Here is a 25,607-nt window from a genome sequence, read left to right as displayed (position 1 = left end):
TTTGCCTCCGGCGGGCCTTCGACGAGCCTCCGGCGGCCAGAGAACCCTGTTACACTGTCGCTTTCTGTAATCTCTCGTACCTCGAGAACAGCTACCGCTTTGGAAAAGGGCTTCTCTGGACTCTCCTAAAACTTTTATTATGCGAGAGCCATCCGTTAATTATGTCGTTGGAAGCCGCAAGGGACTATCTTTCTGTGTTGATCAATTTTTTTTGGAGTAACGATTCATGAGTACCTCTACAGAGTCCTTGAACGAACATGCATACAGAAAATCGCCTGCAAAAACCTTTGCAAGCATGTCTGTTCCAGTGCTCTTATCCCTCATTGCGGAGCCGCTTACCGGTCTGGTAGACACCGCATTCGTTGCCAAGCTTGGTACAGAGCCGTTAGCAGCTCTCGGTATCGGCACTATGGTACTTTCTTCAGCGTTCTGGATTTTCAACTTTCTCGGTATCGGAACACAGACAGAAATCGCGCACTGTGTCGGAGCGCAAAACAAAAAAGAAACTGCAACCACCGCCAGCACAGCGCTCATTCTTTCGCTCGCCATCGGTTTTATAGCAGCCCTGTTACCCATATTCTTCCTGCCACAAATTTCAAAGTTCATGGGCGCTGAAGGCGTCATGCAAAGTCTATCCATCGACTACATGACATGCAGACTCGCAGGCGGCCCCGCCGTGCTCTTTACCATGGCTGCCTTCGGTATTTTTCGTGGATTGCAAGACATGCGCACGCCGCTCATTGTCACCACCATTGTAAACGCACTTAACGTGGTGCTCGACTGGGTACTCATTTTCGGCATAGGTCCGTTCCCAGAGCTCGGCGTCACAGGCGCAGCACTGGCTACAACCTTCAGTCAGTACGTCGGCATGGCAATCACGCTCTACGCATTGCACAAAAAACTCGGCATCAAACCAAGATTTGATGCACCACGTTGCAGACGCCTGCTCTCCATCGGTTGGGACATGACCGTCCGTACAGGGCTTGTCATTGCCTTCCTACTCTATTGCACGCGCACCGCAACACAAGCTGGCGCAATCGAAGGTGCAGCGCATCAAGGTATTCGCCAGTTTGTTATGTTCAGCACCATGTTGCTCGATACGTTCGCCATCACAGGACAAAGTCTCACAGGATTTTTCAAAGGCAAAAACGACACCCTCATGATCAAACAAGTTATCCGTCAAACATTCGGATACAGCTTCGTAACCGGCATCATAATCGGCGGACTTATGATCGCAGGAGCCGACCTTTTTGCAGAATTACTTATCCCGCCAGCATCATATGCTGTGTTCTATTCCGCATGGACTATTGTAGCTCTTTTTCAGCCTACTAACTCGCTATCCTACGCAACAGACGGCATTTTATGGGGTATCGGTGATTTTGCATTTACCCGAAACGCCATGTGCATCTCCTGCATCATCGGTATCGGATTCATTATGCTCATCACAATGTTCGAGCCTTCGCAGCCTGTCATGTGGATTTGGCTCGCAACCGGCGCCATGACGCTTATACGCTCCGCCCTCGGCTGCTACCGTTGCTGGCAGTTGACCAAAGCTTAGCGGGAAGGGATTAAAAAGCTCCAGCGGCTTCACAGTGCTTCTCTTGCCAACTGAATCTTCGCTAAATGGAAGGTTAGACGAGTGCAATGCGGATCATAAGAAATTATGAGACCTCATGAAGAAAAGTCTGTTCCCAATATTATACATTGTTTCCTGCTAAAACTTACTTATGGTGAATTATGATGAAGCAAATAAAGCAGATAATTTTTGGCCCGTCAGCCGCGGGAAGCCTGCGATACATCATGAACGAGTATCGCTTGAATCAAGACGTAATTTCAATCAATGATGATCTTTCAAATGGTCCGTTGCATACGATAGAAGACAGAATCAAATTCGAGAAAAAGCTGATTAACAGCATTGAACCAGATGATGAAGAGTTTGCAAAATACGTTGAGCTGGCAATAAGATCATGGCCTGCTCCTGAGAATTTTACAGATTGCAAAGTTATTCTTTGGCATTGTGAAAATGCGCCAGAACAGCTCATGCTTCAAATGGTCGTGAAGCAACTTCAGGATTTTGAAGAACTCTATGAAGTTGCTTTAGATAATAAAATTTCATTAGCCAGAGGAACAGGCGAGTATACTCCAGAAAAATTAGGCTCATTAATTGGAACTGAAACAAAGATTTCGCTCGAAAGAAAACATGAGCTTATTAGAAACTGGGATCAAACTGTTCAGCAAAACGGCATATTGCGTATTTGGGAAAATGAAGCAGTTGTAACCGTTGATGAAAGATATTACGACGCTCTGCTCCTTCATAACTGCAAAAACGAATTTGTAAATGCTGCCAGAATTGTTGGCGAAGCGCTTGGCACAACAGACCAATTACTTTCTGACACATGGCTAAACTACCGCCTTTTGCAGTTGGTACAAATGCATAAGATCCAAGCCAGAGGAAATTTGAATCAGCTGAGAAGTTTTGAAGTACGCTTGATTCAATAAGCAATACGCATACACGTTGTTTTAATCCCCCTCGCTGTAGTGTCCTCCTTTACGTTTTCGAGTAATAAAAGAAGCAGAAAACTTTATAAAAAACTCGCAGTAGTTCTAAAGTTTTTTTTCAAAACAACGTTTCATTGCGGATAATTACAAAAAAAGGGCTGCCCTTCTAAATGAAGGACAGCCTTTTTTATTTCATGTTGAAACACTATTTTTGATGTTTCTGTGCACTGTGTGCTTACCACTTTGACTACAGCAATACGGTAACTGCAATCGACAATGAGGAAGCTTCTGCAAATGCAGAGAACACAGCACGGTAAAACATTGGTGAGAATACAAATTGCTTCTCACAACTCGTATTTCTTTATTTATACAACACATACTCGCTACAAAACTTGGCAACAACCTAGCCTCATAACAAATGCTTTATCGACGGCGAGATACCGAAAGATAATGACCTGATCGCCGTGGTGAGCCGCTCTCTTTCGGAGGATTTTTCATCTCTAATTTTGGGGTATGAAAAGCCTCATGCGCTATAATTTCGCCTTCCGGGTCTTTCTCTGAAAAAGAAAAACCAAGAACAAACTGTTCGGGGACTCCTGAGTATGAAAGCCCTGAAAAACTCTTGAAACCAAAGCGGGTGTAGTATTCTGGATCACCTACCAAAACAATACCTTCTGCACGGCTTCCTTGCAGCTGCATTAAAACTTCACGGATCAATGCAGACCCTATTCCTTGACGCTGTTTATTGGGTACAATCCCAACAGGACCAAGAAGATACCAGCCCTGATTGCAGTCACCTACGCTTGCGGGCGATATGGCAATATGCCCAAGAATTTCTCCGTTTTCTTCCGCCAGAAGCGAAAGCGTTAACGCGTCTGCGGCACGTAACCGCTCGACTATAAGATGCTCTGTGGGCGCAGCTCCGGCATGAATAGGATGTCCGTCGAATGCAGCAAATTGTATCTCTGAAATACGATCAACGTCGTTTTTATGCTCGTTTCTAATCAGCATTAGTCCACTCCTGTGTGCAATAACATTGTATAGCCGGTACGCCGACTTACAAATATGAATAGGCAATACGCGCAACATGGTTGCTGTGTTACCCCGATATTATACGCAAAATAGTGGTTGCCAGACGAGAACGACAAAGCTGTCCAAACGAGGACAGTGTCAGTAATGAGCGAAACAAGTCGCTATCATAAACAGGACGCGTAATTCACATCATGTGAACCACATCCTAAAAAACATTACTGATTGCGGCTCGCGCTAACAACCAGCTTCACAAGATCCATTCTTCTATTCAAAAAAACCTCTCTTATTATTGGTAAGATTAAAGGTGCTACACTTCGACTAAATCTATGTCAACTATACCAAACAGATAGAAAACCCCGTCATGAGATCACTAACTCTAAAGAACAATAAAGAAATGTTATTCAGTAGTAGTCTGGATATCAAAAAAGGCTGCCCTATCATCAGGACAGCCTTTTAATGGAAAGGTAATGGGGTGGAAAGCCGCGAGGTAAACTTAACAAAAGAAAGACCTCGCAAATAAAAGTCTTTGGAGATCTTTAAGAACCTTTCGAAAAAGAAAGGTTCTTAAAGCCCCGCTGGCAAGCGCCGCCGGAGGCACACACAGCCTTACTACCTGTTACAAGTTGGCAGTCTCAGCCACGCGTTGTTCTTGCGTCATGCCTGCGAGCTTGCGAACATGCTCTAAATCAAGCTTAAGCCCTTTCGCGACACGTTCGCCGTAATCCTTGTCTGCAAGATAGAAGATGGCACACTGGCGTAGCTTAATGCGAAGCGGTACGTCTGCCATGTGCCCTACAAGGTTGGTTATGAGACTGTTGCGGTCGGCATCTGTCATAACTTCACGGTAGAGATTGCCGGCTTGCACAAAGTCATCATTCTTGTGTGCAAATTCATATCGGGAACCGGCACCTTCTAATGGGATATCCGGCTCTTCATTTTTCCCTTCGGGCGCGATTGGGCTGAAACTATTCGGCCAATAGTTCGGTCTGCCCAGTCCGTTATCATCCACCCGCATGGCACCGTCACGTTGCTGATTCAATTGTGGTGAATGCTTAGGCTGGTTCACAGGGATAAGATGATAGTTTGTGCCTAGACGATGCAGATGCGTATCGTGGTAGGAGAAGAGACGCCCTTGAAGCATTTTGTCCGGAGATACACCGATTCCGGGCACAAGACTGCTCGGGTTGAATGCTGCCTGCTCAACTTCTGCAAAATAGTTCTCAGGATTGCGATTAAGCACAAGCTTGCCGACGGTAATCGGCGGAACTTGGCTGTGCGGCCAAATTTTAGTGATATCAAAAATATCCCATTCAAACACTTCTGCTTGCTCAGGAGTAAGAATCTGCATTTCCAGCGTCCATGACGGGAAATCGCCATTTGCGATAGATTCATAAAGATCACGGGTTGCGTGGTCGGGGTCTTTCCCGCACATTTCCTTAGCCTCGGCACCGGTAAAGTTTTTAATGCCTTGGTCAGTTTTGAAATGATACTGCACCCAGAAATATTCATCTTTATCGTTGTACCACTTGAAAGTGTGGCTGGAATAACCGTTCATGTTACGGAATGTGGCTGGTGTTCCCCTGTCTGAGAACAGAATGGTGACCTGATGGATAGATTCCGGCGTAAGTGACCAGAAATCCCACGCCATGGTTGCGCTTTTCAGGTTTGTTGCAGGGTCACGCTTTTGGGTATGGATGAAGTCAGGAAATTTTAGTGGATCACGGATGAAGAACACAGGCGTGTTGTTGCCTGTCATGTCGTAGTTGCCTTCTTCCGTGTAGAATTTAAGCGCAAAACCGCGTGGATCACGTTCTGCGTCAGCGCTGCCTTTTTCGCCGCCAACGGTGGAGAAACGGGCAAAGACATCTGTCTTTTTACCCACAGAGGACAAAAAAGCGGCCTTTGTGTACTTGGTAACGTCTGCTGTCACTTCAAAATAGCCATACGCGCCAGCGCCTTTAGCGTGCACAACCCTTTCTGGAATACGCTCACGGTCAAAATGTCCCAGTTTTTCCAGAAGATGCACATCCTGCATCAATACCGGCCCGCGTTCTCCAGCAGTCAATGAATTCAAATCGTTCCCGACAGGACGCCCAAAGGCTGTTTTCATTGTATCTTTTTTGGCCATACCAAGATTCCTCTCTATCTTATTGTGCTATTTTATTTGATTACATAAAAGCCCTACGCACGGATTGAGATAAATCTACTACATCTACTTTGTGACACCATTGATAAACCGACAAAAGCAAGGAAATAAGAATTGCTGAAACTGCTGCCACAGGCATATTCTCTACCTAGAGTGGCGTATTTTCTCCGCACTGCCTCTGGACTTTTTTAAAACATATACACTTCGCACCAGCCACAACATTTCGATTTTATTATTATAACTTTCGTTGTAGTCACCTGCAATGCCGAGAGACATATGTTTGAATCGTACCAAAAAGTTCCAGAATGGATTCGCTGGCTGCTACTTGTACCCCTTTTCTTCGCAATTATGATCTCATTCGGCTTCATTTTCCGAATGATGAGTGTGCATCTAGCCGGAACATTCTACTATGACAGAATCTTCGCCCCACTCGTGGGAGGCTTTGTGCTTGTATTTGTGGCAACACGGCTCATCCCCAGAGCAAAGCTCATTACAGCTTTCGTTCTTTGTTGCTTCTGGATACCGCTTGTGGGGCTTGGCATTCTATCTGTTATCGAAATCTCACCAAGCCAAGGCGGGCTTACAGGGAATGATCTGATTCAAGGCTCCAGCGCGCTTGTAGGCTCTCTTGCCGCAGCGCTGCAAGCGTATAGAAAATATCGGAAGCGCTAGTTGGCATAACATTCGTCCATAGCAATTTGTAATAGGCTCTTATTACAATATATATCTTTCCAACAACCAAAGCCTCAGCCGCGAAGCAACATTAAAAACGTGCTTACCTCGCAACTAAAAGTTTTTGGAGAGCCCAGAGAAGCCTTTTTACTTAAAAGCGGTAGCCGTTCTCGAAGAATGAGGGATTACGGATAGCGACAGTGAAACAGGTTCTCTGGCCGCCGGAGGCAAAACAAAAAATAAAAAGCACAAAAAAAAGCCCCCGCTGCATGCGGGGGCTTTTTTTGCATTCATGTTGCTATAACAACTTGTCCGCCTGAGATGGCGGGAGAGATTTTGGCTCAACGACGGTTCCACCTTCGATAGCATTTTCGGGGCTGATATCGATAGGACGTTTACCATCAAGAGTTGCATCAGCGATCAGCATTCTACCATCGGATGTGATTGCAGTTTTCTGATCAATGATTGCGATGCCGGTGCGTTCAAGAACTTCGCGTCTAAACGCGTATTCTTCAGCGACTCGGCGGGTGCGGTACATAAAGTACATTTTACAGACATAGCTTGTGATCCATGCAACGACTAGTCCTACACTGATCCATATGGCGAGTTCCGCCGCAGCTTGCCCAAGCTTTAAAACAAAATCGATAATGATATCCATATTAAACAGGATCATCCCTACAAACAAGAACCCTGCGAGGAGGATTGTTGTAGGCATGCCATTGACAAGATGGATCCAGTTTCGCATTTTTTCAGGAATATGTTCATTGTCGACTTCGTTCATAACAGGATCACCGTTGATAAAGCGGTTGAATCCCATTCCGATAATCTGGATGATGAACATAACTGCAATTGGAGCGAGCAATACAGCTACAAGGTACGCTTTCCAAGGGAAAAGGTACTCCATATTCCCTTCAGCTGTCGGGTGCAGATTAGTAACACCATGAAGAATAGCAACTACTGTCACTACGCATTCAACAATAATGATACCGAGTGCAATGTATGTAAGAAGAGACTTTTTTTCTTTCTCATTGAGGACGGCTCCCAAACTGCCGGCCGCAAAAGAAGTCGTGCTCTTTTTTTGGGTATCGTTTTCGGTTTCGCTCATTATCCTATCTTCCTCCTGCAGCAACAAGTGCTGATTTCTATACAGTCTAGGACTTGCTACAGGACTGAACTGTTTTTTTCAAGCATGTAAAAAAGAAAAAAAACTTTCTATGCAGTTCAATGCCCTGATTTTTATAGGTGAAACGAAGAATACAACGCGTTATTGAAAGCTCTGTACAGGATGTTTCATCAAATATTCCTGCACATCGTTCGGCAACTGATCTTTCTCTATTGGTGCAAACCGCTTCACACGTGTTCCGTCTGCCAACTCTTTCTCCCCAAAAAATTCCGCTGCCGGTCGCGTAAACCATGCATAATCACTTGCGTAGAGCGTCCGATAGATAACAACTACTTCCTCTGTTGTGGTATCGAGCGCTTCTGAAACAGTCTGATAGAACTTTCCTTTGAAATGCCGGTAGTACACTGGTTCCCCTCTCTGTTCGATATCGAAAAAGTTCTAACAAAATGATATTACTGAGTATCTAATAAGACTGTCACAATTTTGACGAGAAAAAAAAGAACACGGTTGATGTTCAGGGCGGTTAATTGTTCCCTATCACACCAAACCGTGGAGTTAGAATACCCTTGCAGTCTACTTCTTGTAAAGCCTGCAAGTGAAACTTAACTGACATACCTTTTACACCTTACTGACGCCTGCAACACACGATGATCAGTAGCTTTGTAGAAAATACAATGTGAGGCTGCTCCAATTTGACAAAAAAAAAGCCAAACCCTGTGCAATGTAACTTGCTGTGAGGGTTTGGCTTTTGGTTCATTCTGGAATGTGTTGATTACTTACGATTGGTTACAAAGTTTTTTCTACCAGATGAGGTAACCCAGATTAGGTAACACTATTCAGTGCAACCGTTACCTGCTTTGCTATTCTGTGATGAAGACTATCAAGTCGGTAGGCCCGTGCACACCGAACTGGAGAATCAACTCAATATCTGCGGTCTTGGAAGGACCTGAGATTAGTAAAGCGTTCGTAGGAATTGCCGCATTCCATTTTAATTTTTTGATGGCATCCTGAAACGACGTATATATCTTGCTTGCTTCCACCACCACAACATGCAGCGGAGGAACAATAGACATAAGACGCGGCTCGTCGATTGTAGGCCACAGGATAACAGCTGCGGATTCCGCAATGCCGCCAAGGCATCCGGTGACTGCGCCATCACAGGCAAACAGCTCATCCTTATACTCTTCAATAGAGCCTTCCCACGTTACCAGCTTGCAGGAACTCTTCTTTTTCCAGTTCTCTGCCAAAGCCTTCCCTGTAGGAGTTGCCGGAGCATACAGCAAAGTCTTTTGTCCGCGTTCTTCCACCAATTTTTGCAGCTCAGTCACCCAAGCTGCTCCCTTGGCGCGAAAAACTTCTGTCCGGACAGCGCTCATGCGTTCTGTGAATTCTGCAATATTTTCTTCTTTGGAACGATTCTTAATGTTCCACACTTTTTTCTGCGGAATATAGGCATCGCGTCCATACTGCTGCGCATTGTATAAGCGCCCTAAGATGCGTTCTCTACTTTCTGTACTACTACTCATGACGCACCCCCTCTTTCTTCACTAAGTCTTTCAGACTATTCTTCCCGAACGTAGGCTTGCTGCGCACACTCATCCATGACTTCAACGGCCCAACAGCCGGAATCCACTTACCGAACAGCGCAAGCCCTTTCAGCATAACTTTGTTCATTGTCGGGCAGGTCTGCGACATGCGCCAACTGCGCCAAACCATACTTTCGAGGCAACTCTTTTTGTAGCCGTTCCCTGCAACGCTTGCGTGTTCGCCGTTACCATAACTTTCGTCACGCATACGGCGGATAATTTCAGGAATCGGGATACGAACCGGACACGCCTCGGAACAGGCATCACAAAGAGAGGATGCTGTTGCAATAGCGCCCTTAGGATTCAGTCCTTCAAGCTGCGGCACAAGGATCTCACCAATAGGCCCCGGATATGTAGAACCGTAGGCATGACCGCCAATACGGGTAAACACAGGACAGTGATTCAAACAGGTTCCGCAACGAATACATTTTAGCACATCGCCAAGCTGCGGATCGTTCATAATCCGTGAGCGACCGTTATCCAGCAGTACAAGATGCACTTCCTTCGGACCATCGCGTTCACCTTCCATACGGGGACCTGAGATCATATTAAAATAAGTAGTAACGCGCTGCCCTGTAGCAGAGCCACACAGCAGCCTGTAGATTGCAGGAATATCTTCCACATTCTCAATAAGCTTCTCAATACCCATTAATGCAATATGCAGCGGCGGTACGGTTGTACACATACGCCCGTTGCCTTCGTTTTCGACAAGGCACAGGGTTCCTGTCTCTACAATGCCAAAGTTAACACCGGAAATACCAGCGTCCGCTGTTTTAAAATGCTCACGCAAGGTGCTGCGTACATTTTCCAGCATTACGTCCACGTCTTCCGTGTACTCCATGCCTTCAACATGCTCAGCCAGCACCTCTGCAATCTGCTTTCTGTTCTTATGCACAGCAGGAACAATAATATGTGACGGAGGCTCGTTACACAGCTGGATAATAAATTCACCAAAATCTGTTTCTACAACTTCCTTATCGTGCTTTTCCAGATAGGAGTTGAGGTGAATTTCTTCCGACGCCATGGATTTACCCTTAACCACCTTCTGTGCCGAATGGTCATCAAGAATGGAAAGAATAAGCTCGTTTGCGTCCTTAGCAGTCTCTGCCCAGTGCACAATTATGCCATTCTTAACACACTGATCTTCGAACCGTTCCAGCAGATCCGGCAGGTTCGCCAACACATCTTTTTTCATAGAGCTACCTACGTCGCGCAGGTACTCCGTTTCTTCCGGCGTTGCGAATACGGTGCCGCGCCGCTGGATCAGTGTATCCGTAGCGAAACGGAAGTTCGCTCGTAGCTGGCTGTCCGCCAGCGCCTCTGCCACGTTTTGCGCAAAATTGAACTTCTCGTTACTAGCCATTGATACGCTCCCAGATAAATTCCGCTATATGCTGACCCTTTACATCGATTTTTTCTTTTTCCATATGCCCTGTAATATTCAGCAAACATCCACAGTCACCACTCAGCACCACAGAAGCACCAGTTGCAACAACATCCGCAACCTTGTCCGAAACCATGGCACCGGAGATCTCCGGTTGTTTAATTGAGAACGTGCCGCCAAAGCCGCAACATTCCCGTTCGCGTTCCAGTTCAATCAACTCAACATTGCCCAGCTGCATGAGCAACGCCTTGGAATCGGCAACACAGTTTGCTTCCCGCATCGCATGACATGAAGAGTGCCACGTTGCCTTAATCGGCGCGCCCTTGTCCTCATACTGTGCATTCGCGTGCTGGTGTAAGAATGTGGTCAACTCAACCACTCTTTCACTAAAGCGCTTCACTGTGAAAAGATCGGGCGAATCTTTGAAGAGTTTCGGGTAATGCACTTTCATCATACCCGCACAGGAACCGGACGGCACAACAATCGGATAATCATGTTTTGCAAAAATCTGCACCTGCTTCCATGCAACATCTTTCGCTTCTTCCGGGAATCCCGAGTTATACGCAGGCTGCCCACAACAGCTCTGTTCCATGGGGTACACAACCTCATAGCCTTCCCGTTCTATAAGCCGAATTGCTGCCATTGCAGAGTCTGCGTACATCATATCCGCAAGACAAGTTCCAAAGAAATATACCGGAGTCTTCGCCGCGTTGACTTTCTTCATGTTCCACCCTTTGCTCACGAGCTTAATTGACTGTAAACGCTATATTTTTTCACTTAAAAAAAACGCTTGATTAGTTGCACGAACAGGCATAAAAGCGTCCTCACACTTTGCACATCAAAGCATTTTTTAGAGTACCATCCAGCAACGATATTGTCTTTTATAGCAGGGAAAACCATGCCAACTTCCATGATCTTCAATACCTTTACTGAAACCTACATCCGCTTTTTCTTCATTCTGACTCCGTTCTTCGTAATCAGCATGTTCTTGGCACTCACTGTTGATATGCCAAAAGAAAAGCAACGCCACACAGCAATACGCACAACTTTTGCTGTTATCATCGCAGCGTTCACGCTGTTCTATTTCGGGAACACCCTGTTTGCGATCTTCGGAATTACGCTCGACGCATTCCGAATTGGCGCAGGCGCACTTCTGTTCCTCTCAGCCGTACACCTCATTCAAGGCACCAAAAAGCCTATTAAAAACCCTGACGATATCGACGAAGACGGCGACATCAGCGTTGTTCCGCTCGCTATCCCTGTTGTTATCGGCCCAGCAACCATCGGTACCCTGCTCATTATGGGTGCACAGATCACAGATACCACAACACGCATTGCAAGTAGCTGCGGGCTTCTCGCTGCTATCCTCTCCGTAGGGTGCCTGCTCTATGTGGCTCCCCAGATTCAGCGCCTTATCGGAACTATCGGACTCTCAATCATGAGTAAAATCAGCGGACTCATCCTTTCCGCGCTCTCCGCACAGATTATGTTTACAGGTATTAAAAATTTCTTATTCTAGCCTGTTCCATATCACAGAATAACCAAAAAGCCAGAACACTTGTTCTGGCTTTTTTTGTTTGTATCTATCGAGTTGTCTCCGACGGGTAGGCGGGCGCTGCCCCCTACACCCCCGTAAGGGGGGATTCCCCCCTTAACCCCTTTTATGGGTATATGTTGCGGGAGGGTTCATGGTGACTTACTTTGGCAATCATACTTCTCGATTACTTGCTGTTATTTAAAGTGGTAACCAATTATATTTATGCTAAAATGCTTTCCATTCTAACATTTTATTATTACTAGCAGAGCACAAAAACAGCTTGAGATAATTCATCCTTGATGAATAAAACATAATGAGTCATTTCCAACGCGACAACTAACTGTTTTAAAAATAAAAATGACTCTTTTTATAGAAACAATATTACTAGGAAATGTTATGCCACATCAGATAAATAAAGACAGTTGTCTAGTAATTGAAAAAGAAATGTTAACTAAAACAACATGCTTTCATAAATTGACCCAAAATATGTTTCTAATAATTCGGAAAAGGTCCTTACAAGAAAATATTGCCATTGAAGATTATGAAGAACGCCTCGAAGACACCAAAAATATTATTACCAGACTTGGTAATGATATTTTTACAGAAGAAGTAAGCCATAGACTTAATGCCCAACGACCTGTCTTATCACATGATGATTTATCTAATAGTTTAACTACTGACTCGAACTCACCATTTGAAAGACATGAACTTGAAGCTGTCGCTTTCGAATACAGAAACAAAAAGTGGATGCAGAGTGATGATGTAGATTTACTGTTAATACAATACTGCTGCTTTCATGAAATATTAAGCTACAAAGCTCACTTAACAACCCGAGGGCGCTTGAAAAAAGAACCAAATTCAATCGCCTCAGTAATTGGGCCTAGATTTTTTTCCTTTATATTCAAATTTCTAGGGTACTTTTTATTAACATCGTCTGTCTGCAGTTTGTTTACTGCTGATTTATTGCAACTTTTCTTTGTATCAAGCCTACTTTCATTTACTATCGTACTAACTAAGCCCAAAAAGAATGAAAAAGAATATGACCTCATACTGTTAGAGAATCTTTTGGCACTTGTACCTTTTTTAAGCTCATCAGATTTTAATCCGGTAATTCTTGAACACTTTCTCACAAAGAATTCAATTATGATCCCATCGATAGGTTTTGCTTTGGTATGCGATCAAAAAAGTCGCTTTCTCAAATCTAATTGGCGAATGCAAAAGGCATAACCTATTAATAATATTTCATATTTCATATATAATTCTTCCCGACCTGTTCAAAATACTCATCGCAGTCGAGAGGACGTTCCTCTCGCGGGGATGCAAGGGGCTGGCCCCTTGCCCGCCGGAGGCACCCACGCACACTCAAAAAAAACAAAACCTCAGGCGCACCTATGACATTACTTATTACATTCGCCCTACTGTTCATGATTACATGCTTCGTGGTGGCTGTTGTCACGTACATACTGTTTTGGTACGAGCACCAATCCCGCATAGAAAGTTTATTCCCTTCGCGTGACGCTGCACTGCACGCTGCACGCCACGGAGTTTTTTCTGCTTTTTGCGCAGAAATTTTCAGCTTCAGCATTTATCTTGGCGGGACATTTTTGCAGTATTGGCGAAAGCGTGTCCCGAAACTACCTGCGGAACCAAATTCACCGATCATAATGGTTCATGGGCTTTTTCATAACAGCTCTGCCTGGGTTCTTTTCAGACATTGGTTCAGAAAGGTAGGACTTGGGAACTGCGCAACCTTTTACTACTCAAGCCGTAAGCCGTTTGATGTGGTGAGTGCTGAATTGGACAAGTACTTGGAAGCAGTGCTGAAGCAAGCGCCGGACTCAAAGCCAGTACTTATCGGCCATAGCCTTGGCGGACTGTTGCTGCGCAATTGGCTCACAACCTCTGATCAGGCAGATAAGGTTGCTGGAGTGATTACGCTCGGCACACCAATGCTTGGCAGTAAGCTGGCTACATTTTCCGCAACATATCTTGGTCAGCAGCTGGACTTTAAAGGCAAGCTGATTTCAGAAATTGAAGAACGTGAGGCAACGCAAGAAATGCCGATTGTGCCGTGCTATGCATTTTATTCCCCTGTAGACAACATGGTTTTGCCGCAGGAAAGTGTTTCAACTCCTCCAAGGGGTTGGAATGTGGTTAAAACAATACCAGTAAGCCACCTTGCTATGCTGAGCAGTAAAATGATTGCGAAACAAGTTGCAATGACAACAAAAGAACTTTTTTCAAAATAAATTTTATTTATTCTACGTAGGGTTCCTAATCCCTTTTCGTTATTCTTTTTATATTCATTTCCGTCCTGTTTTTAAATTTTCAAACATTGCTGAATCTTAGAAAACCCTCGTCTCACGAGGGTTTTTTCTTGCTCATCCTTTGGCTACGTTATACTGAGAAATTCCATAATCTTGCGAGTCATTATTTTGACTTTTTACTTCCTCCCCGCTTTCTCTATTCATTTTCCTCCTAGAGCGCCAAGATCATGAACTATTCGGCACACTCTTTGCTAAACCACTATATACGCCACTATTATCACTTTGATCGGCAAATCTTGCCGCAATTTTTTTTGGGAGGATACCGTGAACGGCCAAACTAAGAAGCTCATGTGGGGACTGGGCATCAGTGATGAAGATGCAAATGTCATCCAGCACGCCGCTGGTGGTCGCTTTGCACTTAGCTGCTTTCCCATCGGTGTCACTCCTACAGTGGACCAGTTGGAAACAGACGAGCCGTGTCTACTTTGGATATCCAAGCAGGGGTGGGATACTCTTAAGACACTGCCATCAAGTGACACAGCACATATAGACGTTACTTCACGCATTCTGATCATGGGTGGGGACTACGATCTTGCAGAGCTTGAATCTCTGCTGGAGTGTGGTTTTACCGAAATCATCAAGCCGCCTATTACAAAAGAGCGTGCCCGCGACGTTTTGCTGTCCGCGGTTGAAACGCAGAATCTGTATCAAGACATAATGCACATGACACGCGAGATCTGTCTCGAGCGTGAAATGCTTGAACGCAAAAACGACATGCTCAGCTTTATTGTGTCGTTTTTGGAAAAAGTAACGCAGCATCTTGATCCAGCAGAAATTTTACGTGCAGCACAGACAGAGCTTAAAACCTTGCTTCCAGTATCAGCCATAAATGCTATTTGCTGGTCTCCGCAGGTCTCTGAAAATGTACACGCCACTATTTATGTTGCAGGCAGCGAGAAAAACGACGTTGCACGCGCATGGACAGAAATGCTGAAAACGCACGCACAGCGTTTACTCGGCGATGGTGTTGTCAGCACAGACATGAACTACATGGGCACTGTTAAAACAGAAATTCTGCCCTCTTCTGACACACTCCTTGCTATTGATCTTGAACACGGCGGCGCAACCTTTGGCGTGGTACTGGTTCAGTGCCATGAGCACCCGCAGCTTGGTAAAGATCAGATACAAATTTTACGTTCCGCAATTTCGCATCTTACACTGGGGCTTAATAATGCCATGCTTTATACAGCAGCCCAGCACAATGCAGATATTGACGGACTGACACGGCTCTACAACAGGCGCCACTTTGATGCCCGTATTGTAGAAGAAAACACCAGACACAGACGCTATGGTCATTCCTTATGCCTGATGATCGCCGATATCGACAACTTCAAGAATATTAATGATACATACGGTCACCTTGCCGGTGATGATGTATTAAAAGATTTGAGCAGAATTCTCGAAAGTTCGCTCCGCACATCCGATTACATTGCACGTTTCGGCGGTGAAGAATTCGCGGTATTACTGCCGTGTACTTCTGCCAGTCACGCAACAATGCTGGCAGAGCGAATCCGCATCCAGATTGAAGAGCACAACTTCGTAACTGACAAGGGTATACTTAACGTGACCGCCAGCATTGGCGTAGCATGTATTGATCATACCCATGAAGAGTCGCCAGTGGAGATTATCCGCCGTGCTGACGCAGCGCTCTATCAAGCCAAAGACAGTGGCAAAAATCAGATGAGTATTCTGTATCCTGACAAAAGCCTGCTGGTTGCCGGAGGCTATGCAACTTGACCTCATGACGATTAGAGCCTATTTACGAGGCCGACAAATCGGGCTGTTTTCCCGGTTTTAATCGCTTCAAGGAGTATTCGTCATGAACGAAGTTTTATGGATTAGCTTCGCAATTACAGATCTCTGTATTGCACTGTTGCTCTATAGGTTCTTTGGCAAGGTCGGCCTGTTTGCCGTTATTGTCTTCAACCTTCTTCTTTGTAACCTTCAGGTTCTTAAAACAGTAGAGCTGTTTGGGCTTACAACAACACTCGGTAACATTTTGTACGCCGGTGTTTTCTTAGCAACCGATATGCTTAGCGAATTCTACGGAAAACGCGAGGCACAAAAAGGCGTTCTGCTCGGGTTTATTACACTTGTCCTTATGACAGTGTACATGCAAATTGCTTTACATTTTGCACCTGCTGCAGACGATTTTGTACAGCCGCATCTGGAAGCTATTTTTGGTTTCCTTCCACGCATCGCAGTTGCTTCTATGCTCGCGTATCTTGCATCACAAACGCATGATGTTTGGGCATTCCATTTCTGGAAAGAAAAAACAAACGGCAAAATGCTGTGGCTGCGTAACAACGCATCAACGCTTGTTTCGCAACTTATCGACTCCACAATCTTCTGTCTTATCGCCTTCTACGGTGTATTCCCGACAGCAGTTCTCGTGGAAATCCTCATCACCACAGTTATATTTAAAGCTATCGTTTCTGTACTGGATACACCGTTTATCTATCTTGCTAGACGTGTCCATGCCGTGCTCCCAGAGCATGCGCACTAAGTAACGGCTAATGGTTAACAAAAAACTCCTCGGATCATATGATTCGGGGAGTTTTTTTATGCTGGATGAACTCATGACTAACAGTCTACAACATGTAGTCAAAGGGAAAAGGTCTGCCCTTCTTGCTCGCAAAAAGAAAGCCCCTTACCCATTCAGAATTGAGAAAATTTGTCTGATCATAAAAGAAAGCACACAGAGTCTCCGCTTGTCCATTGTGAACAATGCAAAGCCAAACATGTAGACATGCAACCTTTGTCATAATATTGTAATGTTTTATACGACTTAGAAAAGGGTACTACGACATGGCGAACTACTTTACACACGAAGAATACGAAGACAAAGAATTTGTCGGACAAGATTTATCCGATGAAAAGATTCGCGACATATCCTTCTTTAACTGCACCTTTGAACGATGCTCATTTCAATACGCAGACATCAGCCACAGTTCGTTTGACAACTGCGAGTTCAAGCATTGCAATATTTCCCTGACAAAGTTTGAAGGAACCCACGTCTTTGATGTTAAATTCATAGGCTGTAAACTTATGGGCATCAATTGGGGCAGCGTGAGAGGACTCTTCAAAGCAGATTTTACTGACTGTATTTTGGATAACGCAGTTTTTCCGGATGTGAACCTGAAATATTTTATCTTCAAAGGCTGTTCTTTCGACGGTGCATCTTTTGTTGATACAAATTTGACCCACGCGGTCTTTGATGACTGCAACTTGGGCGGCTGTCTTTTCGATAACACAATCCTCACGCAAGCAGATTTATCCACTGCCTACGGATATGCCATTGATGTTTCAAAAAACACAATTAAGCAGGCCAAATTTTCCCTTCCTGAAGCAGTTTCGCTACTACGGAACTTTGATATTGAGTTAGTGTAGCAGTAAAAATATCACCTTGAAAGCACCTCAAGTGCCTCTGGTAACTTGTTTTCTATCCCATGAATTTTTGTTCTATCTAAAAATTCTTTCTTTACATACAAAGGAAAACCTCTTCGAGAATCGTTTTTTCTATAAAACTTCACATAACCTTGGTCTTCCAAGTGAGCACAAATACTAAAGAAACTTACAAGAAAACCTAGGGTAACAAGACCTGCCACCCAACTCCAAATTCTATTCCATTTCTTTTTTGCCTTTCTGGATACCCTTTCAGTTCGCTTTGAAGTTATTACATACGCAGTAGATATAACAGGTAAAACAATTATCGCATATATCACTAAGTAACATGCAAATGAAAAATTCAAGATCGTTTTTCCTTGAAAAATACCAATAAAATCTGGGATGCCAACGGTCAGAAATTTATAGCAACCATACAGAGCAAACAGGCCACCCAGAATAACTTTCACTGGCCCGACTTTCTTTTTTGTAGGGCAAGAAACATGTTGAGTTAGTTCAGGCTCACGTTTCAATACAGCTTTTTTTATCGCTCTTTTCTTTTTTTCATACATGCATAATCTCGATTCGTTATTACTTAGCTTAAGGCCATGGAAATAAGGCAGTGTTTGCTGTAAAAATAGCCTCAATAACAACCTGCTAATATTTAAAGAGGATGTCTGATATATTCAGACATCCTCTTATGTAAAGACAATTTATCCATTTGTTCCAACTACAAAAACATCTCTCCCACCAAGTTTCCCTCATCTCAAAAAAAATTCTGATAGTACTCTATTGGCTTCATGGAGAGCTTTTTTTACTGTGCACTATTACACTTTTTTCACAATCTAACTTTAACTCTTTTAAAAATAAAATCTTTACATAATAATAGTAAGTATTTATTTACACCGCCGTCTTAATAAATACCAAAACTGGTCGATAGTATACATATACATGTACACCTAATAGCGTGTGGCGATTGGGTGCCTGCATACTTTTTTATTGCATATATAAAAAGTATAGAGGGCGGGGGCAAATATTTTGTGCATGTGTTTCAATACACAGTCTTGCATACTGTGTTAACAGTGTTCAGTTTTAACTTTATAAATCTACTACGCTCTCATTGCATTGCTAACTTCTTAACTACTTGAGAGAGAATATGCAGTTTCTAAAAAACCTACGCGTTACTGTAAAGATTTGGGGTGGATTCTCCCTTGTACTTATTGCAATGGCATTCTTATCAACAGAATCTATTGTTAACCTACAAAACAATAAAGACGGTTTTGCTTCTTACCGTGCACTTGCACGTGACACAAACCTCGCTGGCAGGCTTCAAGCAAATATTCTGCTTATGAATATTGCTGCAAATGAATACATTAAGAACTCTTCGCAGACAGCCCTTAATGAATATCAGACTCGGGAAGCAAACATTTTAGAATTTCTAATTACTGCTAAGAAAGAAATTCAAAATCCAAAGCGTGCTGAGCTTGTGACTTCTATTGAACAAGACGCGAACAAAATTGTCGCAGACTTTGCATCCTACCGTGATGTGAACAATGTCGCCATTCAGGAACGATCTGAGGGACAAAACGTTACGATTTTACTAGACCGTGCCCTGAATGACACCATTGAAACTTCCGGTAGAACAAACCCACAGTTTGTACAGGCGCTGTCCAATTGCGCTATCGCCTTTACGCAGGCACGCATGAGCATTCTTACAGCACTGTATGCACCGACGGTTACGCTTAATAAGGATCATCTCGATTCCTTAATGATCCGCACCAAAGAACAGCTTATTGTTGCAGAAAAATATATGTACGACTCAACCGAACGCAGTGCGTATCGACGTTGTACATCTCTGCTCACTCAGTACACAGATATCGTGCAAAAACTTTACGGCAGTATAACAACACTGCGTGAGCTGAATAAAGACATTACCCGTCATGGACAATTGGCAGCATCTAAAGCAGAAAAAGTAAAACTTTCTGTCATGGCCGATCAGGACATTCTGGGCCCTAAGATGCAAGCTAACAACGTTGAATCACTCAACGCCCTGCTCATGTACGCCGCCGCAACGCTGCTCATCACACTGCTCTTATCTTTCTTTACCTCCCGTTCCATCACCAAACCACTCAGCCTCATCCATAATTTCGCTACTTCGTTGAGCAAAGGCAACCTGTCTGCTCAGCTTGTGATTACAGAAGAAAACGAAATAGGTGCCATTGCCAACGCACTTACCAAGATGGGCAACACCGTTTCTGATATGGAACGTGAATTAGATTCCCTTGTTACCGCCATTGCTTCCGGTGACATTATGGCAAGAAGCACCGAATGCGAACTAGCCGGTGGCTATCAGCGTGTTCTCGACAATGCGAACAGCATGGCGGACATGTTCACCCACTTTACGGATGCCCTGCCGCTTCCTGTCCTCATGCTCGATTCATCTCTTAACGTTCTGTATGCCAACACACTTGCTCTGTCCCTTGCCAATACCACGTTAAAAGAATGCAAAGGCAAACCGTCTTCCACCCTGTTTGCGACAGAAGACTTCCAGTCTGTGGGATGCGCTTGTACCAACGCCATCAAATCAAAATCAATCCAGAAAGCCTCAACCACTGCGAAGGCTCATAACCAGACTCTTGATGTTGACTACATTGCTGTTCCGGTCATTCAAGATGGTCAGGCAGTGGGTGTTATGCAGGTTCTGCTCGATCAGACAGACATTCGCAGTGCTCAGCGTAGAATTCAATCAGCAGCGCAGGAAATTGAAACAATTTCTATCCGCCTTAAAGCAAACAGCAACAACCTTGCTGACAACTTTAAAGATGTAAGCGACGGCGTTGAAATTCAGACACAGCGCACCGCAGAAACTTCCACCGCTATGGAGCAGATGAACGTTTCTGTTTCTGAAGTTGCTATGAACGCAGCCAAAGCGCACACCAACGCGCAGGAAGCTAAACAGGAATCTGAAAACTGCTCCTCTGTTGTATTCAACTCAGTACAGTCCATTTCCGAAGTAAGCGAAACAACCAAAGCGCTTCAGCAGAACACTACGGAACTGAGCGGGCAGGTTGATGCCATCGGTTCCATCATGAATGTTATTTCAGATATTGCAGACCAGACAAACTTGCTCGCACTGAACGCCGCAATTGAAGCTGCACGCGCCGGTGATGCAGGTCGCGGTTTTGCGGTTGTTGCTGATGAAGTTCGTAAGCTTGCAGAAAAAACCATGCAGGCCACCGAACAGGTATCAAAAAGTGTAAGTACTATTCAGTCTGCTGCTCAGCACAACTTTGAAATCGTAGGTAACTCTGCACTTACTGTAGAAAAAGCCAGCGCGCTCGCGAGTGAGTCCGAATCATCACTGCGTACGATCATGGGTCTTATTGATCAGAACTCAACACAGGTGGGCGAAATTGCCACAGCATCTGAAGAGCAGTCCGCAGTATCCGAACAGATTGCGCGCTCCGTTGAAGAAGTTGCAGAAACTGTCCAGAGATCCTCTGAAGGTATCAGCGTTTCCGCAACCTCCATTCAGGAAATTGCAGCCATGTCTAACGAACTGCATAATCTTGTAGGCGACATGACAGCTTCTTAGCTAACAACACATCATAAAAAACCTCCTCCCAAGCGCACTGCACTTGAGAGGAGGTTTTTTTATTATTCTCATCCCCAAATTTTCAGACAAGTTCATTTTTCAAAACTGCGTTTCTATCGGAAATAATTTGAAACCGCTTCGAAAGCCCTGAATGTATCTATGGCGTAATCATAGTTAGGTGTATCCCAAGTTGAAAACTTAACTATGACCAAATCAATGTCCTTATCGATATAAACCATTTGGCCACCGTAACCCAACGCTGACATAATTTTTCGCTTGTTATCTGTTATCCAGAACTGTCCTGAATAAGCGCCTTTAGGGAGCATCTTGTAATAATTCTTAAAGGCGTTGTGGTCTCCTTGGCGAAGTCTTTCTATCCACTCTTCAGAAACAATCTGCTGGCCGTCAAAACGACCACCATTAGCGACCATCTGTCCCCAACGAGCCATATCGCGCAGTGTCGCACCAAAACCACCCATCACAACACTGGCACCTTCTCTATCAACCATACACTGGGCATCTTCTTCAGCGCCCAGCTTCTTCCAAATTCGTTGGCTCATTAATTCTGCTGCCCCGACCCCCGTTACACGCTCCATTATCCATCCAAGTATGTCTGTTTCACTTGAACGATAATGGAAAAGGCCATCAGGCTTTTCATATTTATTCATTGCAGTAAGGAACTGGCGGTTGGTTGCAGGTCTACCTAGCCCAACATTTCGCCACCCGACGGCTGCCTCATGCATCCAAACTTCAGCAACCGGATTATCAAACTCTTCTCTATATTGAACGTCTGAACGCATATCCAAAACATCAACAACCTTCACGCCATCCCATGAAGTGCCTACCAGTTCCGGTATATAGGTAGTGACCAATTCATTCAATTTGATCTTACCTTCATCAACATAGGTACCAAAAAGAATGCTCGTCATCGATTTGGAAACACTCATCAGGTGATGGCGGACGTGCGGAGCAAGGCCATTAAAATACGCCTCAGTGATAATCTTACCGTCCTTGAGTACCAAGAAACCATTTGTATAGGTTCGATCCAGCAATTTCCCGAGCGATTCTTTTTTACCTAACAAATTTTCAAAGGTAATGCCTCGGAGATTCTGTATGTCATATTCGAACGATACTTCTTTCTTATCTCCCCTCCAAACAACAGCTGTAGGAAAGGCTCGGCTTATTTGCTGATATACAAAGGCATTGCTGGGTGCATTTTGCCAACTACGACCAAAATCTGAAAATGGATCACCTCGCAACTCATCAACCATTGCAGGCAAAAAACGTGCATCCATTGGTGCTTGCCCAGTAGGATTTGCCAGTTCTGGCAACTGTGACGTACCCTTTGGAGCTTGCCCTGTACTCTTAGCCTCGGGAACAGCAAGCGAGAAACACACCAGCAATATTACCACTACAATCATTTTGGTTTTCATTAGAAAAATTCTCCTGACGTATCTGAACAATTTCAAAAAACAGCTGGCTCCTCGTTACTGGCAATCTTGTGTGTGGCTATGCTGAACCTAGCTATATCAAATATGGCTATCTCGAATATGGCTATGTCGAGTTCAACCAACATCTCTAGTTAACAGGCAAATTCATTCTGCCTGAGCTGCCGATAAATAAATGATGACCAATAGAGCCAAGAGCCTACTTTTAGAATACTAGAATTTTCCTTTGTGTCAAAAATGCCGCAAGCGATTTATCTCTCATTCGCATACTTGCCCATGCCACGACCTTTGCTATTTGAACGGTATCTCTTTGTTTATTGATAGATACGCATAAAAAAACGCCCCCGATGAATACATTCATCGGGGGCGCTTTTTTAAACTTTGGAATAATCAGATACGTTATACAATAAACATTGTCGCTAAACCAAGAAAGATAAGGAAAACACATCCATGGTTATCGCGTCACATACTCTATTTCAATTCAACAGGTTCTTTCTTCTATCGTAAAATAGAAAGAGTGAACTATTCACTTTTTTCTAAAAACAAATACGCATGGCGCAAGCGACGATACAATGTCACCATACAACCAGCCACCATTACTAAGAGCACTAGCAGGATTATGCTATTTGAATCAAAGAAAACTTGTTCTAACGAAGCGAGAATACACCCCGCAGTAAGTAAAGCCATGCGATGCTGCTTTGCCATGGGGCCTTGGAAATCTGCTGGAACACCCATTGATGTTGTTAAAGTGCGCACGTACGCTGTCAGCACAGCCAGAACACCTACGAACCACCCCAGTTCTCCACCCCAGCTTACGCCCATTATGGAGTATCCCGCCGCAACAAGAATTAACACATCCGCAGCTCTGTCCGGAACATCATTAAACAGTTCACCGGATGCAGTACTTTTCTTCCCTTCTACTGCGACCATGCCATCAAACAAGTTACAGAGCAGCCGCATTTGAATAAATAATGCTGCCAGCAGCGGCATGATCACGCTAGTATCTCGCCATGCAGAAAAACATATGGCAGATAAGGCAGCAAAACCAATGCTAGCCAAAGATATTTGATTCGGAGTAACGGATTTACCACTAAGCCAACTAGCAATTTTCCTTGCATAGCGCGCATCACGAACTTTAAGAACTCGACGATTCAATATTTTTTCTTCTTTCATATGTGTAATTATCCAATATCTAATAAGTAAAAGAAAATATGGTTATTCCCATGGCGCAAACCCACCTTCAGCAGAAAGCGTTGTCATCTCTTCTTCCAACGTGCGCATAAACTCTTTGCGGTTACCGCCCCATGTAAGCTTGTTACCAATAAAAACATCACAGAAAAATGGTACAAGAAGTGCCTCACCTTTTGGCAAAGCCTTTCCAGCTCCATGAATAAATATCGGAATAACTGGCACATCGGGACACTCTGCTACGAGCTTTGTTATACCACTTTTAAAACTTGTCATCTGCTCCGGCTCACCCCTGCTGCCTTCAGGGTAAAAAATGAGCACTTCATTGCGACCCAATGCTTCTATGCACGGTTCCAAGGGGTTCGATTCACCTTTCAACCGCTGTCGCTTAATGGGCAAAATGCCAACAATATTCACAGCAAACCAGCTTAGGATTCGATTTCGCATAAAGTAATCCCACGCCGCAACAGGCCTTGTTTTAGAAAGCATTTTTGCCGGAAGCAAAGACATGAGTACCATCGTATCCATGTGGCTATTGTGGTTTACAACAAATAGCGCTGGCCCTTTCTTCGGAAGGCGTTCTCTATGGCGAACATTAAGCCCGAGAACAATAAGCACTACAAACCGGACAATTCCTCTATAAAAGAATAGCTGTAGGAGCGATTTCATTTGTTCTCACCCTAATAATAGAAGTAGTATACAAAATGGAAAAATAGCGGTGCGGTATAGATAAGACTGTCCACACGATCCAGAACTCCGCCATGCCCCGGAAGCATCGTCCCACTGTCTTTTATACCCAAGTCACGCTTGAGAGCAGAAATAGTTACATCACCAACAAAACCTGCACAGCTGATGAGAACACCTGCTGCTGCCGCCATAGGCAATGCCATAGGAGTAAGCCAAGGGGAAAGCCCCAAAGCAAGCACAGTTGTTGTCAGTACCCCGCCGCCAAATCCTTCCCAAGTTTTATTCGGACTTACTTTCGGAATAATTTTATGTTTCCCAAATTGCTTACCCCAAATGTACTGGGCAACATCATTAGCCTGCGTCAAAAAGACAAGAAACAGCATCATGCCCGCTCCGCCGACAACTGCATTGGAAGCTGGAGGCAGCATCAACAAATACGAAACATGACTGAGGCTGAAAACAAAAGCCATAACTCCCCAGTGAGTGGTTCCTGCCGCTTGAAGAAAGTTTTTAGTATCCCCGATAAGCACCATTCTGAACGGAATAAATAGGAATAAATAGATTGGAATAAAGATGAGGAACATGCCGTACCAGCCTATGGATACAAAATAAAACTGTATCGGAATTGCTAGATACGCCCAAAAAAGTACTCTTCTATCCGCCCTGCGCACAGGAATAATGGAAAAATACTCTTTAAGGGTCAGAAAGCTTACAAACCCTAAGAATACGATTGATACTGTACGGGTAAGTAACATAGCAAAAGAAAACACCATTACCATTATCCACCATGACCGCACACGTTGTTTCAGTTCAGTAAACGATTTTTCAGGATACTTTTTTCCAAGTATCCACGTGATGCAGCTGGCAAAAAACAAAATAAGATAAATTCCACTAAGCATATAAATTACAACGGGATCAAAACTGATTGAAGGCATTGTGATTTCCTGACTAATAGTGTGTAACAAAGTTCAACATTACAGATTCACATCGTTTTTTTAT

The 25,607-nt window shown here is 44.2% G+C and carries 22 protein-coding genes; 10 read left to right on the top strand and 12 right to left on the bottom strand.

Going from position 1 to position 25,607, the window contains the following annotated elements; genetic code table 11:
- The first annotated feature begins 226 nt into the window (after nucleotides 1–226).
- Together ACZ5V1_RS04455 and ACZ5V1_RS04450 are read left to right on the top strand one after the other, a co-directional pair.
- The gene (locus tag ACZ5V1_RS04455) at nucleotides 227–1,558 is read left to right on the top strand and encodes an MATE family efflux transporter (protein ID WP_464390805.1); all 1,332 of its coding nucleotides are present in this window, start codon (nucleotides 227–229) and stop codon (nucleotides 1,556–1,558) included.
- A 179-nt stretch (nucleotides 1,559–1,737) separates the two neighbouring features.
- Nucleotides 1,738–2,499 (top strand): DUF1835 domain-containing protein, encoded by a 762-nt coding sequence (locus tag ACZ5V1_RS04450; RefSeq protein WP_464390804.1) that lies wholly within the window; start codon nucleotides 1,738–1,740, stop codon nucleotides 2,497–2,499.
- 423 nt (nucleotides 2,500–2,922) lie between these two features.
- On the opposite strand, the gene ACZ5V1_RS04445 is transcribed toward ACZ5V1_RS04450, so the two are convergent.
- Entirely contained in the window at nucleotides 2,923–3,510 is a 588-nt protein-coding gene (locus ACZ5V1_RS04445) for a GNAT family N-acetyltransferase (protein WP_464390803.1), read from the bottom strand.
- 637 nt (nucleotides 3,511–4,147) lie between these two features.
- On the bottom strand, nucleotides 4,148–5,659 hold the full coding sequence (locus tag ACZ5V1_RS04440) for a catalase (RefSeq protein WP_464390802.1): 1,512 nt from the start codon (nucleotides 5,657–5,659) through the stop codon (nucleotides 4,148–4,150).
- Between the two features lie 294 nt (nucleotides 5,660–5,953).
- Between ACZ5V1_RS04440 and ACZ5V1_RS04435 the strand changes: the two genes are divergently transcribed.
- Nucleotides 5,954–6,349: a hypothetical protein gene (locus ACZ5V1_RS04435; RefSeq protein WP_464390801.1), complete on the top strand. Its 396-nt coding sequence runs from the start codon at nucleotides 5,954–5,956 to the stop codon at nucleotides 6,347–6,349.
- Between the two features lie 298 nt (nucleotides 6,350–6,647).
- Here ACZ5V1_RS04435 and ACZ5V1_RS04430 read toward each other — a convergent pair whose 3' ends face one another.
- From ACZ5V1_RS04430 to ACZ5V1_RS04410, 5 genes are all read right to left on the bottom strand, one after another.
- Nucleotides 6,648–7,454 carry a hypothetical protein gene (locus ACZ5V1_RS04430; protein WP_464390800.1) on the bottom strand — a complete coding sequence of 269 codons (807 nt, stop codon included), beginning with the start codon at nucleotides 7,452–7,454 and terminating at the stop codon, nucleotides 6,648–6,650.
- 159 nt (nucleotides 7,455–7,613) lie between these two features.
- Nucleotides 7,614–7,877 (bottom strand): DUF1653 domain-containing protein, encoded by a 264-nt coding sequence (locus tag ACZ5V1_RS04425; RefSeq protein WP_464390799.1) that lies wholly within the window; start codon nucleotides 7,875–7,877, stop codon nucleotides 7,614–7,616.
- Nucleotides 7,878–8,332: 455 nt separating this feature from the next.
- On the bottom strand, nucleotides 8,333–8,998 hold the full coding sequence (locus ACZ5V1_RS04420) for a LutC/YkgG family protein (RefSeq protein WP_464390798.1): 666 nt from the start codon (nucleotides 8,996–8,998) through the stop codon (nucleotides 8,333–8,335).
- Nucleotides 8,991–10,421, bottom strand: coding sequence for a LutB/LldF family L-lactate oxidation iron-sulfur protein (locus ACZ5V1_RS04415; protein ID WP_464390797.1), 1,431 nt, complete (start codon nucleotides 10,419–10,421; stop codon nucleotides 8,991–8,993). The genes ACZ5V1_RS04420 and ACZ5V1_RS04415 overlap by 8 nt, the downstream gene beginning before the upstream one ends.
- Nucleotides 10,414–11,166, bottom strand: a complete 753-nt coding sequence (locus ACZ5V1_RS04410; RefSeq protein WP_464390796.1) for a (Fe-S)-binding protein — start codon at nucleotides 11,164–11,166, stop codon at nucleotides 10,414–10,416. The genes ACZ5V1_RS04415 and ACZ5V1_RS04410 overlap by 8 nt, the downstream gene beginning before the upstream one ends.
- Before the next feature lie 174 nt (nucleotides 11,167–11,340).
- On the opposite strand from ACZ5V1_RS04410, the gene ACZ5V1_RS04405 reads away from it, so the two are divergent.
- The 6 genes from ACZ5V1_RS04405 to ACZ5V1_RS04380 all read left to right on the top strand — a co-directional run bounded on the left by ACZ5V1_RS04405 (nucleotide 11,341) and on the right by ACZ5V1_RS04380 (nucleotide 17,696).
- A complete protein-coding gene (locus tag ACZ5V1_RS04405) occupies nucleotides 11,341–11,961 on the top strand; it encodes a MarC family protein (RefSeq protein WP_464390795.1) in 621 nt (206 codons plus the stop codon).
- Nucleotides 11,962–12,375: 414 nt separating this feature from the next.
- Complete coding sequence (locus ACZ5V1_RS04400) at nucleotides 12,376–13,206, top strand: hypothetical protein (RefSeq protein WP_464390794.1); 831 nt, start codon at nucleotides 12,376–12,378, stop codon at nucleotides 13,204–13,206.
- A 164-nt stretch (nucleotides 13,207–13,370) separates the two neighbouring features.
- The gene (locus ACZ5V1_RS04395) at nucleotides 13,371–14,228 is read left to right on the top strand and encodes an esterase/lipase family protein (RefSeq protein WP_464390793.1); all 858 of its coding nucleotides are present in this window, start codon (nucleotides 13,371–13,373) and stop codon (nucleotides 14,226–14,228) included.
- 342 nt (nucleotides 14,229–14,570) lie between these two features.
- Entirely contained in the window at nucleotides 14,571–16,043 is a 1,473-nt protein-coding gene (locus ACZ5V1_RS04390) for a sensor domain-containing diguanylate cyclase (protein ID WP_464390792.1), read from the top strand.
- 82 nt (nucleotides 16,044–16,125) lie between these two features.
- On the top strand, nucleotides 16,126–16,812 hold the full coding sequence (locus ACZ5V1_RS04385) for a queuosine precursor transporter (RefSeq protein ID WP_464390791.1): 687 nt from the start codon (nucleotides 16,126–16,128) through the stop codon (nucleotides 16,810–16,812).
- 302 nt (nucleotides 16,813–17,114) lie between these two features.
- Entirely contained in the window at nucleotides 17,115–17,696 is a 582-nt protein-coding gene (locus tag ACZ5V1_RS04380) for a pentapeptide repeat-containing protein (RefSeq protein WP_464390790.1), read from the top strand.
- 11 nt (nucleotides 17,697–17,707) lie between these two features.
- Here the strand turns inward: ACZ5V1_RS04380 and ACZ5V1_RS04375 are convergent, their stop codons facing one another.
- Nucleotides 17,708–18,262 carry a hypothetical protein gene (locus tag ACZ5V1_RS04375; protein WP_464390789.1) on the bottom strand — a complete coding sequence of 185 codons (555 nt, stop codon included), beginning with the start codon at nucleotides 18,260–18,262 and terminating at the stop codon, nucleotides 17,708–17,710.
- A gap of 584 nt (nucleotides 18,263–18,846) precedes the next feature.
- On the opposite strand from ACZ5V1_RS04375, the gene ACZ5V1_RS04370 reads away from it, so the two are divergent.
- Complete coding sequence (locus ACZ5V1_RS04370; RefSeq protein WP_464390788.1) at nucleotides 18,847–21,285, top strand: methyl-accepting chemotaxis protein; 2,439 nt, start codon at nucleotides 18,847–18,849, stop codon at nucleotides 21,283–21,285.
- A gap of 113 nt (nucleotides 21,286–21,398) precedes the next feature.
- Here ACZ5V1_RS04370 and ACZ5V1_RS04365 read toward each other — a convergent pair whose 3' ends face one another.
- The 4 genes from ACZ5V1_RS04365 to ACZ5V1_RS04350 all read right to left on the bottom strand — a co-directional run bounded on the left by ACZ5V1_RS04365 (nucleotide 21,399) and on the right by ACZ5V1_RS04350 (nucleotide 25,543).
- A complete protein-coding gene (locus tag ACZ5V1_RS04365) occupies nucleotides 21,399–22,718 on the bottom strand; it encodes a serine hydrolase domain-containing protein (protein ID WP_464390787.1) in 1,320 nt (439 codons plus the stop codon).
- A gap of 537 nt (nucleotides 22,719–23,255) precedes the next feature.
- Nucleotides 23,256–23,906: a CDP-alcohol phosphatidyltransferase family protein gene (locus ACZ5V1_RS04360; RefSeq protein WP_464390786.1), complete on the bottom strand. Its 651-nt coding sequence runs from the start codon at nucleotides 23,904–23,906 to the stop codon at nucleotides 23,256–23,258.
- 42 nt (nucleotides 23,907–23,948) lie between these two features.
- Nucleotides 23,949–24,590 (bottom strand): lysophospholipid acyltransferase family protein, encoded by a 642-nt coding sequence (locus ACZ5V1_RS04355; protein ID WP_464390785.1) that lies wholly within the window; start codon nucleotides 24,588–24,590, stop codon nucleotides 23,949–23,951.
- 11 nt (nucleotides 24,591–24,601) lie between these two features.
- Complete coding sequence (locus ACZ5V1_RS04350) at nucleotides 24,602–25,543, bottom strand: phosphatidate cytidylyltransferase (protein WP_464390784.1); 942 nt, start codon at nucleotides 25,541–25,543, stop codon at nucleotides 24,602–24,604.
- Nucleotides 25,544–25,607 lie beyond the last annotated feature (64 nt).

The sequence above is a fragment of the Halodesulfovibrio oceani subsp. galateae genome, from assembly GCF_055397225.1.
The sequence above is the reverse complement of the archived record's forward strand: the minus strand, read 5'-3'. Positions and strand labels throughout refer to the sequence as shown.

What these genes read in the sequence shown, in the direction of transcription:
- ACZ5V1_RS04360 (WP_464390786.1), bottom strand. Translation starts at nt 23,906, where the DNA reads ATGAAAGAAGAAAAAATATTGAATCGTCGAGTTCTTAAAGTTCGTGAT.
- ACZ5V1_RS04400 (WP_464390794.1), top strand. Translation starts at nt 12,376, where the DNA reads ATGCCACATCAGATAAATAAAGACAGTTGTCTAGTAATTGAAAAAGAA.
- ACZ5V1_RS04355 (WP_464390785.1), bottom strand. Translation starts at nt 24,590, where the DNA reads ATGAAATCGCTCCTACAGCTATTCTTTTATAGAGGAATTGTCCGGTTT.
- ACZ5V1_RS04370 (WP_464390788.1), top strand. Translation starts at nt 18,847, where the DNA reads ATGCAGTTTCTAAAAAACCTACGCGTTACTGTAAAGATTTGGGGTGGA.
- ACZ5V1_RS04410 (WP_464390796.1), bottom strand. Translation starts at nt 11,166, where the DNA reads ATGAAGAAAGTCAACGCGGCGAAGACTCCGGTATATTTCTTTGGAACT.
- ACZ5V1_RS04435 (WP_464390801.1), top strand. Translation starts at nt 5,954, where the DNA reads ATGTTTGAATCGTACCAAAAAGTTCCAGAATGGATTCGCTGGCTGCTA.
- ACZ5V1_RS04385 (WP_464390791.1), top strand. Translation starts at nt 16,126, where the DNA reads ATGAACGAAGTTTTATGGATTAGCTTCGCAATTACAGATCTCTGTATT.
- ACZ5V1_RS04445 (WP_464390803.1), bottom strand. Translation starts at nt 3,510, where the DNA reads ATGCTGATTAGAAACGAGCATAAAAACGACGTTGATCGTATTTCAGAG.
- ACZ5V1_RS04440 (WP_464390802.1), bottom strand. Translation starts at nt 5,659, where the DNA reads ATGGCCAAAAAAGATACAATGAAAACAGCCTTTGGGCGTCCTGTCGGG.
- ACZ5V1_RS04350 (WP_464390784.1), bottom strand. Translation starts at nt 25,543, where the DNA reads ATGCCTTCAATCAGTTTTGATCCCGTTGTAATTTATATGCTTAGTGGA.
- ACZ5V1_RS04415 (WP_464390797.1), bottom strand. Translation starts at nt 10,421, where the DNA reads ATGGCTAGTAACGAGAAGTTCAATTTTGCGCAAAACGTGGCAGAGGCG.
- ACZ5V1_RS04365 (WP_464390787.1), bottom strand. Translation starts at nt 22,718, where the DNA reads ATGAAAACCAAAATGATTGTAGTGGTAATATTGCTGGTGTGTTTCTCG.
- ACZ5V1_RS04450 (WP_464390804.1), top strand. Translation starts at nt 1,738, where the DNA reads ATGATGAAGCAAATAAAGCAGATAATTTTTGGCCCGTCAGCCGCGGGA.
- ACZ5V1_RS04405 (WP_464390795.1), top strand. Translation starts at nt 11,341, where the DNA reads ATGCCAACTTCCATGATCTTCAATACCTTTACTGAAACCTACATCCGC.
- ACZ5V1_RS04380 (WP_464390790.1), top strand. Translation starts at nt 17,115, where the DNA reads ATGGCGAACTACTTTACACACGAAGAATACGAAGACAAAGAATTTGTC.
- ACZ5V1_RS04395 (WP_464390793.1), top strand. Translation starts at nt 13,371, where the DNA reads ATGACATTACTTATTACATTCGCCCTACTGTTCATGATTACATGCTTC.
- ACZ5V1_RS04375 (WP_464390789.1), bottom strand. Translation starts at nt 18,262, where the DNA reads ATGTATGAAAAAAAGAAAAGAGCGATAAAAAAAGCTGTATTGAAACGT.
- ACZ5V1_RS04430 (WP_464390800.1), bottom strand. Translation starts at nt 7,454, where the DNA reads ATGAGCGAAACCGAAAACGATACCCAAAAAAAGAGCACGACTTCTTTT.
- ACZ5V1_RS04420 (WP_464390798.1), bottom strand. Translation starts at nt 8,998, where the DNA reads ATGAGTAGTAGTACAGAAAGTAGAGAACGCATCTTAGGGCGCTTATAC.
- ACZ5V1_RS04455 (WP_464390805.1), top strand. Translation starts at nt 227, where the DNA reads ATGAGTACCTCTACAGAGTCCTTGAACGAACATGCATACAGAAAATCG.